This is a genomic window from Candidatus Eisenbacteria bacterium (assembly GCA_035577985.1).
Lineage (GTDB): Bacteria > Desulfobacterota > Binatia > DP-6 > DP-6 > DATJZY01.
The window spans coordinates 30,719-45,566 of record DATJZY010000170.1 but is presented as its reverse complement, the minus strand read 5'-3'; the positions used below and the strand labels follow the sequence as shown (position 1 = coordinate 45,566).

At 70.4% G+C, this 14,848-nt stretch carries 12 protein-coding genes; all 12 read left to right on the top strand.

What is annotated here, in order from left to right; genetic code table 11:
- Positions 1 to 8 precede the first annotated feature (8 nt).
- From lysS to lpxK, 12 genes are read left to right on the top strand one after another with little or no spacing between them, the layout of a single operon-like run.
- A complete protein-coding gene (lysS, locus tag VMS22_24550) occupies positions 9 to 1,493 on the top strand; it encodes a lysine--tRNA ligase (protein HXJ37212.1) in 1,485 nt (494 codons plus the stop codon).
- The gene (locus tag VMS22_24545; GenBank protein HXJ37211.1) at positions 1,490 to 2,755 is read left to right on the top strand and encodes a lipoprotein-releasing ABC transporter permease subunit; all 1,266 of its coding nucleotides are present in this window, start codon (positions 1,490 to 1,492) and stop codon (positions 2,753 to 2,755) included. Before lysS ends, VMS22_24545 begins: the two co-directional genes overlap by 4 nt.
- Positions 2,756 to 2,761: 6 nt before the next feature.
- Positions 2,762 to 3,496, top strand: a complete 735-nt coding sequence (locus tag VMS22_24540; protein HXJ37210.1) for an ABC transporter ATP-binding protein — start codon at positions 2,762 to 2,764, stop codon at positions 3,494 to 3,496.
- On the top strand, positions 3,493 to 5,847 hold the full coding sequence (gene bamA / locus VMS22_24535) for an outer membrane protein assembly factor BamA (protein ID HXJ37209.1): 2,355 nt from the start codon (positions 3,493 to 3,495) through the stop codon (positions 5,845 to 5,847). Before VMS22_24540 ends, bamA begins: the two co-directional genes overlap by 4 nt.
- 17 nt (positions 5,848 to 5,864) lie before the next feature.
- Positions 5,865 to 6,458, top strand: a complete 594-nt coding sequence (locus VMS22_24530; protein HXJ37208.1) for an OmpH family outer membrane protein — start codon at positions 5,865 to 5,867, stop codon at positions 6,456 to 6,458.
- A gap of 14 nt (positions 6,459 to 6,472) precedes the next feature.
- Positions 6,473 to 7,645 carry an acyl-ACP--UDP-N-acetylglucosamine O-acyltransferase gene (gene lpxA, locus VMS22_24525; GenBank protein HXJ37207.1) on the top strand — a complete coding sequence of 391 codons (1,173 nt, stop codon included), beginning with the start codon at positions 6,473 to 6,475 and terminating at the stop codon, positions 7,643 to 7,645.
- Positions 7,642 to 8,475, top strand: coding sequence for a UDP-2,3-diacylglucosamine diphosphatase LpxI (gene lpxI / locus VMS22_24520; protein ID HXJ37206.1), 834 nt, complete (start codon positions 7,642 to 7,644; stop codon positions 8,473 to 8,475). Before lpxA ends, lpxI begins: the two co-directional genes overlap by 4 nt.
- Entirely contained in the window at positions 8,472 to 9,434 is a 963-nt protein-coding gene (locus VMS22_24515) for a Gfo/Idh/MocA family oxidoreductase (protein ID HXJ37205.1), read from the top strand. Before lpxI ends, VMS22_24515 begins: the two co-directional genes overlap by 4 nt.
- 26 nt (positions 9,435 to 9,460) lie before the next feature.
- Positions 9,461 to 10,615 (top strand): lipid-A-disaccharide synthase, encoded by a 1,155-nt coding sequence (gene lpxB / locus VMS22_24510; GenBank protein ID HXJ37204.1) that lies wholly within the window; start codon positions 9,461 to 9,463, stop codon positions 10,613 to 10,615.
- The gene (locus VMS22_24505; GenBank protein HXJ37203.1) at positions 10,612 to 12,375 is read left to right on the top strand and encodes an ABC transporter ATP-binding protein; all 1,764 of its coding nucleotides are present in this window, start codon (positions 10,612 to 10,614) and stop codon (positions 12,373 to 12,375) included. The genes lpxB and VMS22_24505 overlap by 4 nt, the downstream gene beginning before the upstream one ends.
- Positions 12,376 to 12,386: 11 nt before the next feature.
- Positions 12,387 to 13,745, top strand: a complete 1,359-nt coding sequence (locus VMS22_24500) for a glycosyltransferase N-terminal domain-containing protein (protein ID HXJ37202.1) — start codon at positions 12,387 to 12,389, stop codon at positions 13,743 to 13,745.
- Positions 13,742 to 14,839: a tetraacyldisaccharide 4'-kinase gene (gene lpxK, locus VMS22_24495; protein ID HXJ37201.1), complete on the top strand. Its 1,098-nt coding sequence runs from the start codon at positions 13,742 to 13,744 to the stop codon at positions 14,837 to 14,839. The genes VMS22_24500 and lpxK overlap by 4 nt, the downstream gene beginning before the upstream one ends.
- Positions 14,840 to 14,848: the final 9 nt, after the last annotated feature.

Genomic DNA, 14,848 nt, shown 5'->3' with positions numbered 1-14,848 from the left:
ATTGACGTATGTCGGACGACCACGAGCAGATCGTGGTCAGGCGGCGGAAGCTCGCGACGTTGCGAGCGAGCGGCGCGAATCCATTTCCCAACGACTTCCGGCCTGATCACAGCGCAGCCGACGTTCACGCCCGCTTCGGCGGGTTGGACGAGGCCGGGCTTGCGGCAACCCCGAGCGTGCGGGTGGCGGGACGCGTGCTGGCGCTGCGCGACTTCGGCAAGGCCGGCTTCCTGCAGCTCCAGGATCGCGGCGAGCGCGTGCAGGTGCACGCGCGCAAGGATCGCCTCGGCGACGCGGGGTTCGAGGTCTATCGGGGCCTCGACCTCGGCGACCTGATCGGCGTCACGGGCAAGCCGTTTCGTACCCGCACCGGCGAGCTGACGATCGCAGCCGACGAGCTGCGCCTGCTCGTGAAGGCCATCCGGCCTCTCCCGGAGAAGTGGCACGGGCTCCAGGACGTCGAGGCGCGCTATCGCCAGCGCTACGTCGACCTCATCGTCACCCCGGAGGCCCGGCGGATCTTCGCCATCCGGCAGCGCGCCCTCGCGGCCATCCGGCGCTTCCTGGTCGAGCGCGGCTTCGTGGAGGTCGAGACGCCGGTCATGCAGCCGATCGCGGGTGGCGCGGCGGCGCGGCCGTTCATGACGCACCACAACGCCCTGGACATGACGCTCTACCTCCGGATCGCGCCGGAGCTGTACCTGAAGCGGCTCGTCGTCGGCGGATTCGACCGCGTCTTCGAGCTGGCGCGTGTGTTCCGCAACGAGGGGCTCTCCACGCGCCACAACCCGGAGTTCACCATGCTCGAGTTCTACCAGGCCTACGCGACCTGGGAGGACTTCGTCGTGCTCACGGAGGAGCTGCTGATCTCGGTCGCGCGCGAGGTGACGGGCGGGCTCGCGCTGCCCTACGGCGAGTGGACGATCGACCTCACGCCCCCCTGGCGGCGGGCCAGCATGAGCGAGCTCGTCGCCGAGAAGACCGGCACCCCGGCCGATCGCTTGCTCGATCCGGGCGTCATCCGCCCGCTGGCGGAGCGGACGGGCGGCATCGAGCGCGCCAGCATGACGCCGGGCGAGCTGCTCGGGCTCGTGTTCGAGCGCGTCGTCGAGCCCGATCTCGTCCAGCCGACGTTCGTCACGCACTTTCCCGTCGAGCTGTCGCCGCTGGCGCGCCGCAACGACCGCGACCCGCGCCTGGTCGACCGCTTCGAGCTCTTCATCGCGCGCAACGAGATCGCGAACGCGTTCTCGGAGCTGAACGACCCAGAGGACCAGCGGGAGCGCTTCCAGGGGCAGCTCGCGGCGCGTGCGGCCGGCGACGAGGAGGCGCATGCAATGGACGAGGACTACGTTCGCGCGCTCGAGTACGGACTGCCGCCGACGGCCGGAGAGGGGATCGGGATCGACCGCCTCATCATGCTGCTCACCGGCGCAACGTCCATTCGCGAGGTGATCCTGTTCCCGCACCTGCGGCCGGAGACACGGGCGTGATCTGGGAGCTCTTCGTCGGCCTGCGCTACTTGCGTGGACGGCGGAAGTCGTCGCCGCTGTCGCTCATCTCCATGATCTCGCTCGTGGGCGTCACGATCGGCGTCGCGACGCTGTTGATCGTGCTCGGAGTCATGACCGGGCTCGAGCGCGACCTGCGCGACAAGATCCTCGGCTTCAACCCGCACATCACGGTCACCAGCTACAGCGGCCCGCTCGACGAGTGGCGCGACGCCCTGAAGCGCGTGCGTGGCGTCGACGGCGTCGTGGCCGCCGGCCCGGTCGTCTACGGGCAGGCGATGGTCGCCCTCGGCCGGGGCGTGTCGGGCGTCGTCGTGCGCGCGATCGATCCCGCGGCGGGCGACGTGGTCGTCGACGTCGAGCACCACCTGCGCAAGGGATCGCTCGGGGCGCTCAGCACGCCCCACGAGGTGACCCTGCCGCCGGAGGAAGGGGGCGGACGGGTGCAGCTCGGCGCGATCCTCATCGGGCAGGAGCTGGCGCGCCAGCTCGGCGTGACCGTCGGTGACACCGTGAACGTGATCTCGCCGCTCGGTACGCCGGGGCCGGCGGGCATGGTGCCGCGCATCAAGCGCTTCGTCGTGGGCGGGTTGTTCGACTCCGGCATGTACGACTACGACACGACGCTCGCGTACATGGGCCTCGGCGACGCCCAGAAGTTCTTCGACTTGAAGGACGACGTGAGCGCGCTCGAGGTGCGCGTGCGCGACATCTACACGGCGCGTGAGGTCGCGCGCGGGCTCGAGGGTGCGCTCGGTGGGTTCCCGTATCGGGCGCGCGATTGGATGGAGGCGAACCGCAACCTCTTCTCGGCCCTGAAGCTCGAAAAGGTGGTGTACGGCATCGTGCTCAGCCTCGTGGTGGTGGTGGCGGCCTTCAACATCCTCGCCACGCTCACCATGGTGGTAAAGGAAAAACGGCGCGACATCGCGATCCTCAAGTCCATGGGCGCGTCGGCCAGCGCCATCGCGCGCGTGTTCGTCCTGAAGGGCGCCGTCATCGGCGTCGCGGGAACGCTGATCGGCAGCGCGCTCGGTCTCGCCGGCTGCTGGGTCCTCGCCCGCTATCAGTTCATCGAGCTGCCGAAGGACGTGTTCCTGGTGACGACGCTGCCGGTGCGGATGGAGCCGCTCAACTTCATCGTCGTGGGGACGGTGTCGATCGCCATCTGCGTGCTGGCCGCCCTGTCGCCGGCGCGACGAGCCGCCAGCCTGGTTCCCGTCGAAGTGATCCGGTATGAGTAGCGGACCATGGCGGGAGGAGGCGCGCCGCTCGTGGAGGCCGTCGGCCTCTCGAAGCGCTATGTCGACGGGCCGACCGAGGTCCAGGTGCTGGATGGGCTCGACCTGCGCATCACCGCGGGCGAGCGCGTCGCCATCGTGGGCGAGTCGGGGGTGGGCAAGAGCACACTCCTCCACCTGCTGGGCGCTCTCGATCGGCCGAGCGGCGGGCGCCTCATGATCAACGGCATCGACGTGTTCGCGCAGGACGAGGAGTCGCTCGCCGCCTTTCGCAACCGCGAGATCGGCTTCGTGTTCCAGTTCCACCAGCTCCTCCCCGACTTCACGGCGCTGGAAAACGTGATGCTGCCGGCGCTGATCGCGCGCGATCCGGCGGGCGCGGCGCGGACGCGCGCCCGCGATCTCCTGGATCGGGTCGGTCTGTCGGAGCGCGGTACGCATCGTCCGGGCGAGTTGTCGGGCGGCGAGCAGCAGCGTGTCGCCGTCGCGCGCTCCGTGATGCGCCGACCGAAGCTCCTCCTGGCCGACGAGCCGACGGGGAACCTCGACCCGGAGACGGGTGAGCGGGTGACGAACGTGCTCCTCGACCTGAACCGCGAGGTCGGCGCCGCGCTGGTCGTGGTGACCCACAACGACCGCTTGGCCGCCGCGATGGAGCACACCCTGCGGCTCGAGGCAGGCCGGGTGCACGACGAGACGGTGACCGCGACGCGTCGCGGTGGAGTCGGTGGCGGCATCGGATGAGCGGGCGGGGGATGTGGGGCGGGCGCTCGGGCGTGCTCGCGATCGCGGGGTGGCTGCTCGCCCTCGGCGCGACTCTGGGCCTCGGCGCGGAGCCGCCGATCCTGCGCATCGACATCAAGGGCAACGTCCGCGTCGAGGAGGATGCGATCCGCGTGCACCTGCAGTCGCAGCCGGGCAAGCCGTTCGACCGCGACACGCTCGACAAGGACATCCGCGCCGTCTACGCGATGGGCTTCTTCGATCAGGTGACGGCCGAGTCGGCGAACGAGCCCCGCGGCGTGGTGATCACCTTCGAGGTGAAGGAGCGACCCCTCGTACGCAGCGTCGAGATCGAGGGCACCGAAGAGGTGAAGAAGGAAGAGGTCGAGGGCGCGCTACGCATCCGCCCGCACACCATTCTCGACCCCGGCAAGGCGCGCGAGGGCATCGAGGCCGCGAAGAAGCTCTACGCCGAGAAGGGGTACCTCGACGCGTCGATCACGTACGAGACGACGCCCGTCGGGGAGAACGAGGTCGACGTCAAGTACAGCGTGACCGAGGGCAGCCTCGTCCGGATCGGTGACATCACCTTCGAGGGCAACGAAGCCTTCAGCAGCCGCACGCTGCGCGGCATCATGCAGACGAAGGAAGAGTCGATCATCTCGTTCATCACCGGGGCGGGGAACCTGAATCGCGACGTCCTCAAGGCGGACGTCGAGCGCCTCACGGCCTGGTACTACGACCACGGCTACGTGACGGTGCACATCGACGAGCCCAAGGTCGAGCGCAAGGAAGAGGAGCTCACGGTCCTCATCAAGATCGAGGAGGGCGCGCAGTTCACCGTCGGGAAGGTCAGCGTCGTCGGCAAGGACGTACCGGAGATCACGCTGGACGTCATGCCGAAGCTCGCGACCAAGCAGGGCGAAACGTTCGAAGCCAGCACGCTCCGCGACGACGTGCAGCTGCTGACGGATCGCATGTCCGAGGACGGCTACGCGTTCGCCAAGATCGACCCCGACACCCAGGTCGACGTGGAGAAGAAGACGGTCGACGTCGTGTTCCAGGTCGATCGCGGCTCGCCGGTCACGGTCGATCGGATCGACGTCACCGGCAACACGAAGACGCGCGACCAGGTCGTCCGGCGCGAGATGCGGCTCCAGGAAGGCGAGCTCTTCTCGGGGACGAAGCTCCGCAAGAGCCGCGAGGCGTTGCAGCGCCTCGGCTTCTTCTCCGAGGTGAACATCACGACCCGCAAGGGCGCCGTCGAGGACAAGATGAACGTGGTCGTCGACGTGAAGGAAGCGCAGACGGGCTCCTTCAGCGCGGGCGCCGGCTTCAGCTCCGCGGACAGCCTGCTCTTCAACGTCCGCATCCAGGAGAACAACCTCTTCGGCCGCGGGCAGCGCCTCGTCGTCAACGCCGACGTCGGCTCGGTGCGCCGCAACATCATCCTGTCGTTCACGGAGCCGTACTTCCGCGGCACGCCGCTCACCGTCGGTCTCGACGCGTTCAGCTGGCGCTTGCGCTTCGACGAGTTCGCCCGTGAGGGCACGGGCGGCAGCATCTCGTTCACCTACCCGGTGACGGCGTGGGGCTACGACAACCTCTGGGGCTTCCCGCTCGAGGACATTCGCGCGGGGATCGACTACCGGATCGAGCAAGCGAGGATCAACGACATCGGCTTCGACGCCCCGAAGTCGATCCGCATCGAGGAGGGGACGAGCTTCATCAGCAGCGTGACCCCGCGCCTGACGCGGAACACGCTCAACCACTCCTTCGATCCGACGGCCGGTTCGGTCCAGGACGTGTCGGTCGAGGTCGCGGGCCTCGGCGGCGATCGTTTCCTCAAGGCGGAAGCGAAGGGGAAGTGGTACTACACCTTCCTGCACTCGAAGGAGTGGGGCGACTTCACGTACTCGTTCGGCGCCCAGCTCGCATACGGCTTCGGCAACGAAGGCCTCGATGGCCAGTCCCTGCCGCTCTTCGAACGCTTCTTCCCGGGCGGCATCAACACGATCCGCGGCTTCGAGAGCCGGTCGCTGGGGCCGTACGAGGGGCGCAAGAACCGCTTCGGAGTAACCATCTCCACGACCCCGATCGGCGGCAGCTCGCAGTACATCCTCAACAACGAAGTGATCTTTCCGATCGTGCAATCGATCGGGTTGAAAGGCGTCGCGTTCGTCGACGCCGGCAATGCGTTCGGCGACGACGGCTTCACCCTCGACCAGGTGCGTGTCGCGACCGGTCTCGGGCTCCGCTGGCTGTCGCCGCTGGGTCCGCTGCGGGTCGAGGCCGGCGTGCCGCTCAAGGACAAGCCGCACGACCACAAGAGCCTGATTCTCTTCTCGTTCGGGGGACCGTTCCAGTTCTAAGGAGACAAGAGGTGATGATGAAGCACGGTACCATCTTCGTGTCCGCGATCGCGCTCGTGCTCGCCGCCGCCATGTGGGCGAGCGCCGCCGACATCAAGATCGCGGTCGTCGACATGCAGCGCGCCCTCAACGAATGCGACGCGGGCAAGCGGGCCAAGGATCAAGTGAAGGCCAAGTTCGAGAAGGCGCAGGACCAGCTGAAGAAGCAGCGCGACGAGCTCGACAAGGCGCGCGAGGAGTTCGACAAGAAGGCGCTCGTCCTGAAGGAGGATCAGCGGCGCGACCTGGAGAAGGAGCTCGAATCGAAGACGCTCGATTTCAAGCGCAAATACGAGGACTTCCAGCGCGACCTCAAGCGCACCGACGGCGAGCTCACGTCCGGCATCGTGGAGCAGATCTACGGCATCGTCGCGGAATACGGTAAGGAGCACGCGTATACGGTCGTGCTCGAGGCATCGAGCGGATCCCTGCTCTACAGCGACAAGTCGACCGACATCACCGACGAGGTCATCAAGTTGTACAACGCCAATCCGAACAAGGCGCGCGCCGGAGGCAAGCGCCTGCCGGGGGTCGTGCCGGGTGGCGCCCCCGACGGCGGTGGCGGGGAGTAGTCACGAGCGCCGAGCTGATAGCCGAGAGTGCGACGGGCGCACGGCGCTTCCCGCTGCGGCTCGTCGATCGGGTGACCGACGTCCAGCGCGGTACGCGCGCCACGGGGCGTAAGCTCGTCTCCGCGAACGATCCGTACTTCGCAGGGCACTTCCCAGGCGCGCCGGTGTTCCCGGGCGTCCTTCTGTGCGAGGCGATCGCACAGCTGGGCGCCCTCGCCGTCGGCGAGGGCGAGGACGTGGCGCTCGGGGCGGTGCATCGAGCGCGCTTTCGGCGGCCCGTCCTGCCGGGCGACATCCTCGACCTCTCGGTCGAGGTCGTGCGGGCGTCGGCGCCGCTACGGGTGCGGGGCGTCGTGACGAGCGGCGCCGCGCCGATCGCGGAGGTCGAGCTGAGCCTCGAGCCGCCGCGGGGGGCCCGCGTCCATCCGGCCGCGGTCGTGTCGCGCGGTGCGGAGCTGGCGCCCGGCGTACGGGTGGGACCCTACGCCACGATCGGCGCGAACGTCCGGCTCGGCGCCGGGACGTGGGTCGGCGCGCACGCCGTCGTCACGGGACCGACGACGCTCGGCGAGCGCAACCGGGTGTTCCCGTTCGCCGCCGTCGGCACGCCGCCGCAGGACCTCAAGTACCGCGACGAGCCTTCGCGACTGGAGATGGGGGACGACAACAACATCCGCGAGCACTCCTCGGTGCACCGGGGGACCGAAGGCGGCGGCAACGTGACGCGGATCGGGAGCGGATGCCTCCTCATGGTCTCGGCGCACATCGGCCACGACAGCCAGCTCGGGAGCAACATCGTCGTCGCCGCCGGCGCGGCAATCGGCGGCCACGTCGTCATCCAGGACTTCGCGATCATCGGCGGCCTCGTCGGCGTGCATCAGTTCGCACGTGTCGGCGAGTCGGCGCTCTGCGCCGCCGGGGCGATGGTGTCCTCGGACGTGCCGCCGTTCTGTACGGTCGCGGGCGATCGGGCACGCCTCTTCGGCCTCAACACGGTCGGGCTCCAGCGGCGTGGCATCTCGGCCGACGCGATGCGCGCCTTGAAGCACGCGTATCGCACGCTCTTCCAGGGTGGCGGAATGCGCGACAGCGCGCGGGAGCGCGCGCGGGCCGAGGGCGGGCACGTCCCGGAGGTGGAGCGGCTCGTACGGTTCGTCGAGACGTCGACGCGGGGGGTGTGCCGATGAGCGCGCCCGAACGCATCGGTCTCATCGCCGGGAGCGGGCAGTTCCCCGTCCTGTTCGCGCGCACGGCACGCCGCCGCGGGGTCGAGGTGCTCGCGGTCGCGCACCGGGGAGAGACCGCGCCGGAGCTGGTGCATCACGTGAAGGCGATCACCTGGGTCCAGCCCGGCCAGCTCCAGGCCGTCATCGACGCCCTGAAGGCACACCAGGTCACGCGGACGGTGATGGTCGGCGGCGTCACGAAGCCCGGCTTCTTCCGGGAGATCCGCCCCGATGCCCGTGCCCTCACGGCCATTGCACGGGTCGGCAAGCTGCGCGACGATCTGCTCCTGCGCACGATTGCGGCCGAGATCGAATCGGAAGGCATCCGCGTGGTGGAGTCGACGACGTACTTGGAGGAGATCGTTCCCGCCCCGGGCGTGCTCGGCACCCGGGAGCCGACCGCCGAGGAGTGGGCCGACATCCGCTTCGGCTTCCAGGTGGTGAAGGTGATCGGCCGGTTCGACATCGGTCAGAGCGTCGTCGTGCGCGGCGGTACGGTGATGGCCGTGGAGGGCATCGAGGGCACCGACGCGACGATTCGGCGCGCCGGCCAGCTCGTGAACGGCGACATCGTCGTGGTGAAGGCGTCGAAGCCGATCCAGGATCTGCGCTTCGACCTGCCCGCGATCGGACCCGAGACGATCCGCACGATCGCCGAGGTCCGCGGTCGCGTGCTGGCGGTGGAGGCGGGCCGCACGATCGTCCTGGAACGGGCGCAGACGATCGCCCTCGCCAACGACGCGAAGATCGCCGTCGTGGCCGTCGATCCCGCCGCCATGGGGGAGACGTGAGCCGGCTGCGCGTCGCGGTCGTGGGGGTGGGCTACCTCGGGCGCTTCCACGCGCTCAAGTACGCTGCGCATCCCGACGTCGACCTGGTTGCGGTGGTCGACGTCGACGAAGACCGGTGCCGCGCCGTCGCCACCGAGGTCGGGGCGACCCCGTACATGGATCACGCAGAGCTCGCCGGGCGCGTCGATTGCGCAACGGTCTCGGTCAACACACAGCATCATCATGCGGTTGCGCGCGACCTGCTGCGGGCGGGGATCGATCTCCTGATCGAGAAGCCGCTCACGACCACCGTCGAGCAGGGCAAGGAGCTCCTGGAGCTCGCCGTGCGCGGCGGCTTGGTGCTCCAGGTCGGCCACCTCGAGCGCTTCAACCCCGCGATCCGGGCGATCGAGGGTCTCATCGTCCAGCCGCGGTTCATCGAGTGCCAGCGGATGGCGCCGTTCACCGAGCGCGGGACCGACGTCGACGTCGTGCTCGACGTCATGATCCACGACATCGACCTGCTGCTGGCGATGGTGCCATCGCCCTTGCGCGCGGTCGAGGCGATCGGCGTGCCGGTGCTGACGCCGTCGGTGGACATCGCGAACGCACGCCTGCGCTTCGCCAACGGCTGCATCGCCAACGTGACCGCGAGCCGCGTGTCGCTCAAGCGCGAGCGCAAGTTCCGCGTCTTCCAGGCCGACGGCTACTTCTCGGTCGACTTCGATCAACGACAGGTGCGCGTGTGCCGGCGCGAGGCCGGCAACGGCGGGCGGCCGCAGCTCTCCTTCGAGCAGCTCGACGTCCCCCCGGGCGACGCGCTCGCCGTCGAGATCGCCGCGTTCGTCCGCGCGGTCGAGGCCCGCGAGACGCCGCCGGTGACGGGCTGGGACGGTCTTCGCGCGCTCGAGGTGGCACACGTGGTGCGCGAGAGCGTCGAGACGGAGGTCCGGGCCGCGCAGTTCGCCATCGGGGAGTGATGGCGACCAGCGGTGCGTCGCGAGCCGTGACCTCGCCTGCCACGAGCCGGGTGCTCATGGTGGCGGGAGAGGCGTCCGGCGACGTCCACGGCGCCGATTTCCTGCGCGCCCTGCGCACGCGGGTGCCCGACCTCGAGGTGTTCGGGATCGGCGGCGCCGGGCTGCGCACGGCGGGGATGCGCACCATCGGCGATGCGGGCGAGATCTCGACCATCGGACTCGTCGAGGGCGCGAGCCGCTTGCGCGCCCTCGTGCGCCTCTATCGGGCGCTCGTGCACACGCTGCGAACCGAACCGCCCGACCTCTGCGTCCTCGTCGACTTTCCCGAGTTCAACCTGCGCGTCGCACGGGCCGCCAAGCGCGCCGGCGTCCCGGTTCTCTACTACATCGGCCCCCAGGTCTGGGCCTGGCGCCGGGGGCGCGTGCGGACGATCGCTCGCCGGGTCGATCGGCTGGCCGTCGTGTTCCCGTTCGAGCCGGAGCTGTACGCCGGCCAGGGGTGCGCGGTCGAGTTCGTCGGGCATCCGTTGCTCGACCGCGCGCGTGCGACCCGAGCGCGCGACGCGACGCTGCGCGAACACGGTCTCGACCCCGCGAAGTCGCTCGTCGTTCTGCTGCCAGGGAGCCGATCGAAGGAGATCGACTACCTCCTGCCGGACATGCTGGGCGCGGTGCGCGAGCTGGCGGTCGCTCGCGACCGCCAGTTCGCGCTCGCGCTCGCGCACACGGTCGCGCACAGCGAGGTCGAGCCGTTCGTCCGCCGGGCCGGCGTCGACGTGCCGGTCATCGCCGGCGACACGTACAATCTCGTGGCCGCGGCCGACATTGCGCTGGTGACGTCGGGCACGGCGACGCTCGAGTGCGCGCTCCTCGAGTGTCCGATGGTGATCGTGTATCGGACGGCGGCGCTGACGTACGCCGTCGGGCGCATCCTCATCCGCGGCGTCGAGCACATCGGCATGCCGAACATCGTCGCGGGGCGCGAGATCGTCCCCGAGCTCCTGCAGGGGCAGGCGACGAGCACGCGCATCGCCGCCACCGCGCGTGCCATCCTGGAGACGCCGGGACGCCGGGCGGCAATGCTGGCCGACCTGCGCTCGGTGCGTGCGCGCCTCGGGCGTGGTGGAGCGGCGGCGCGCGCGGCCGACATCGCCGCGGAGATGCTGGGAGTCCCGGCGTGAAGACGTACCAGCGCCTGTTGCGCTATCTGCGACCGCACGTCTGGCCGCGCGGCGTCGCAGCCGTGGCCTGCATGCTCGCCTTCAGCGCGCTCGAGAGCTCGGTGCCCTTCGTCGTGCGCTACGTGGTGGGACAGGTGTTCTTCCAGAGGCGGGGCGACGTCCTGGCCCTGGCGGTGGCCGTCGTGCTCGGGGTCGGTCTCCTGCGCGGCGCGCTCGGCTTCGGGGCGAGCTATCTCATGGACTGGGTCGGGCAGCGCATCATCACCGATCTGCGCAACGAGCTCACCCGGCACATGCAGCGCCTCGACCTGGCATTCTTCAACAAGCAGCGCGCCGGACAGCTCGTGTCGCGGGTCACCGCCGACGTGACGCTCGTGCGGAACGCCGTGACGGACGCCGTCAAGTCGGTCTTCCAGGACCTCACGACGCTCGTCGGCTTGTGCGCCGTGGCGATCAAGATGGACTGGGTCCTGGCGGTGATGGGTCTCCTCCTCTTCCCGGTGGCCGCGCTGCCGATCCGGTACTTCTCGACGCAGCTGCGGCTGACCAGCCGGCGCCAGCAGCAGGAAACCGGGCGCTTGAACGCCATCCTGCACGAGAACATCCAGGGCAACCGGGTCGTGAAGGCATTCGGGCAGGAAGCGTTCGAGGCGGGCCGCCTGCAGGCGCAGGACGAGCGGATCTTTCAGCTCTTCATGCGCAGCAGCCGCATCCGCTCGCTGCCGATCACCGAAGTGCTGGCGGGCTTCGCGATCGCCGCCATCATCTGGTACGGCGGATCGAGCGTCATCGCTGGCACGCGACAGCCACAGGATTTCCTCGCCTTCCTCATCACGATCGTGCTGCTCTACGAGCCCTTCAAGAAGCTCGTCCGCACCAACTACACGATCCAGCAGGGGCTCGCCGGCGCCGAGCGCGCGTTCTCGCTGCTCGACGTCCAGCCCGAGGTGGTCGATCGGCCCGGCGTGCGCGAGATCGACGGGGTGCGCGACGGCATCGAGTTCCACGGCGTGGAGTTCTCCTACGAGCCGGGCGAGCCAGTGCTGCGCGACATCGACCTTCGCATCGCCGCGGGCGACCTGGTGGCCCTGGTCGGCATGAGCGGCGGCGGCAAGAGCACGCTCGCAGACCTGATCCCGCGATTCTACGACGTCACCAAAGGACGAATCACCATCGACGGCGTCGACGTCCGCGACGTCACGCTCGCGAGCCTTCGGCGCCAGATGGCCCTCGTCACGCAGTTCACGTTCCTGTTCAACGACACGGTGCGGAGCAACATCGCGTTCGGCGACCTGTCGCGTCCGCTCGAGGAGATCGTCGCGGCGGCCCGCGCGGCCAACGCCCACGACTTCATCAGTGCCCTGCCGCAGGGGTACGAGACGCCGATCGGCGACCTCGGTGTACGCCTATCGGGCGGCCAGCGGCAACGGCTCGCGATCGCGCGGGCGATCCTGAAGAACGCGCCGATCCTCATCCTGGACGAGGCGACCTCGGCGCTCGACACCGAGTCGGAGGGCCTCGTGCAGGAAGCGCTCGATCGGCTGATGGAGAGCCGCACGAGCCTCGTGGTCGCCCACCGGTTGTCGACGGTCCGCCACGCCGACCTGATCGTGGTCCTCTCGCACGGGCGCATCGTCGAGCGCGGTACGCACGAGGAGCTGCTGGCGCTGGGCCGGGAGTACCGCAAGCTGTACGAGCTCCAGTTCGGCGACACGGACGGCGGCAACGGGCGCGACGTCGCGCGCGCGGCGGGGCAGTAGGCGGTCGTGGGATGGGTCGGGCTCGGGCCGAGGTCGGCCGGGTGAGCGGAGGGCTGGTCGGGGGTCTGTATCGCGCGACGATGTCGCTCGCCGCGGCGGGCGCGCGCGTCGCGAGCACGCTCCCCGCCGCGCCGACGTCGTGGCGCGGGCTCGGCGATCGTCTCGGTCGGCTCGGCCGCGACGAGCAGGTTCTCACCGCGGGTGTGAGCGCCCTCTGGCTCCACGCCGCGTCGGTCGGCGAGCTGAACGCGGTGCGCGGGCTCGCCACCCAGCTCCGCAGTCGCTTCGCGGGCCGTGCGTTCATCGTCTCGACGCTGACGCGCACCGGGCTCGCGCTGGCGCGGACGATGCCCGAGGCGCACCTGGCGCTCCTGTTGCCGCTCGATGCGCCGGCGGTGGTGGAGCGCGTGCTCGCCCGCGTCCGTCTCGATGCGTTCTTCTTCACGGAGACCGAGATCTGGCCGGTGTGGCTGTCGGCGCTGGCGGACGCGGGCGTGCCGACGTTCATGGTGAGCGGGCGCGTGAGCGAGCGCACGGCGGCGCGGGCCCGCCTCCTCCGGCCCGTCTACCAGCACGCGCTCGCACAGGTGACCTGCTGCATGCAGACCCAGGAGGACGCGGCGCGGGTCGTGGCGCTCGGGGCGGATCCGCTACGCGTGCACGTGGCGGGGAGCCTCAAGTTCGACGCTGCCGAGGGCGCGATCCCGGACGAGGTCCGGCGCCTGGGCGAGATCGTCGGCGCGGCCGGCCGGCGGATGATCGTCGCCGGCAGCACCCACGACGGCGAGGAAGCGGCCCTCCTCGACGCCTACGACCGCGTGGTGCGCGGCCATCGCGACGTGGTGCTGCTGCTCGCGCCGCGCCACCCGGAGCGGATCGAGAGCGTCGCCGGGCTCGTCACGCAGCGGCGCTTGTCGCTCGTGCGCTACCGCGCCCTCGTCGGCTCACCCGGCGCCGGCCTGCCCGAGGGACCGGTGGTCGTGCTGCTCGACGCCGTGGGGCCGCTCGCGCACTGCTACGCGATGGGCGCGGTCGCCTTCGTGGGAGGAAGCCTCGTGCCGGTCGGTGGCCACAACGTCCTCGAGCCGGCCCGAGCGGCGCGGCCGGTGATCGTAGGCCCGCACACCGCGAACGCGCGCGAGGTCGTCGAGCGGCTCGTCGACGCGCGCGGCGCGGTGCGCGTCGAGTCGGCCGACGCGCTCGCGTGGACGCTCGATCACCTGCTGGCGAATCCGGACGAGGCGGCGGTGATGGGGCGCCGCGCTCAGGCGGTCGCGCAGACGGGGCAGGGCGCGATCGAGCGGCACATGAAGATCATCGCGGCGCGCCTCTCGTCCGCGACCTTCGCGCGAGAGGGAGGGCCGCCGTGAACGGGATCGCGGGCCGGTTGGGGGCGCTCGTCGAGACGTCGTGGGAGGGCGCCACCGCCGGGCAACGCCTGGTCAGCGCGGCGCTGCGCCCGGCGAGCCTCGCGTACGGCGCGGTGGTCGCCGTCCGCAATCGCCTCTACGACCTCGGAGCGCTGCGCAGCGAGCGCGTGCCGGCGCGTGTCGTCGGCGTCGGCAACCTGACCGTCGGCGGGAGTGGCAAGACGCCGACGGCGCTCTGGCTCGCCGAAGCCCTCGGCGCCCGCGGTCGCCGCGTCGCCATCGTCTCGCGCGGGTACGGGAAGACGAAGCCCGGCGTCGTGATCGTCGGGGTCGACGGTCGCCCGCTCGTCGCACCGTCGGACGGCGGTGACGAGGCCGTGCTCGCCGCGATGCGGGTTCCCGTTCCCGTCATCACCTGCGAGCGTCGCGTCATGGCGGCGCGTGTCGCCTGCGAGCGATTCGCGTGCGACACGATCGTGCTCGACGACGGGTTCCAGCATCGTGCCCTGGCGCGCGACGTGGACATCGTGCTGGTGCCCGAGGGCGGGCTGCCGCGCGCGCTCCTCCCGGCCGGTCCGCTGCGCGAGCCGGCGGCGTCCCTGCGACGCGCGCAGGCGGTGCTGGCGCTCGGCGACGAGCGCCGCGTGCCGCCACGTCCCGCCGCACCGCCGGGCATCCCGACCTTCGTGGGCCGCATCGTACCCACCGCCGCCGTCCTGCTCGGCGATGGTCGCCTCGTCGCGCACGATCTCGGCATCCTGCCCAAACGCAGAGTGGTCGCGGTGGCCGGCGTGGCGCGCCCCGAGCGCTTCTGGACGTTGCTCGACCGCCTGGGCGTCGACGTCGCGGTGCGCCTCGCGCTACCCGATCACGCGCCGTACGACGCCGCGACGCTGGCCGCCCTGCGGGCGGCGATCGGATCGGAGGGACGCGCGGTCGTCACCACGGAGAAGGATCTCGTCAAGCTGGCGGGGCTGGGCGGCGTCGACGCGCTTCGCCTGTGCGCCGTCCGCGTCGGGGTCGAGATCGAGGAATCGGAGCGTCTTCTCGATCTGGTCGCGCCCCCGATCGAAGTGGAATTGCACCCCGATTGACGCTATCGC

Excerpts from the sequence above, each read along its gene's own strand:
- VMS22_24540 (HXJ37210.1), top strand. The coding sequence starts at position 2,762 with ATGGCGGGAGGAGGCGCGCCGCTCGTGGAGGCCGTCGGCCTCTCGAAG.
- lysS (HXJ37212.1), top strand. The coding sequence starts at position 9 with ATGTCGGACGACCACGAGCAGATCGTGGTCAGGCGGCGGAAGCTCGCG.
- VMS22_24530 (HXJ37208.1), top strand. The coding sequence starts at position 5,865 with ATGAAGCACGGTACCATCTTCGTGTCCGCGATCGCGCTCGTGCTCGCC.
- VMS22_24500 (HXJ37202.1), top strand. The coding sequence starts at position 12,387 with ATGGGTCGGGCTCGGGCCGAGGTCGGCCGGGTGAGCGGAGGGCTGGTC.
- bamA (HXJ37209.1), top strand. The coding sequence starts at position 3,493 with ATGAGCGGGCGGGGGATGTGGGGCGGGCGCTCGGGCGTGCTCGCGATC.
- lpxI (HXJ37206.1), top strand. The coding sequence starts at position 7,642 with ATGAGCGCGCCCGAACGCATCGGTCTCATCGCCGGGAGCGGGCAGTTC.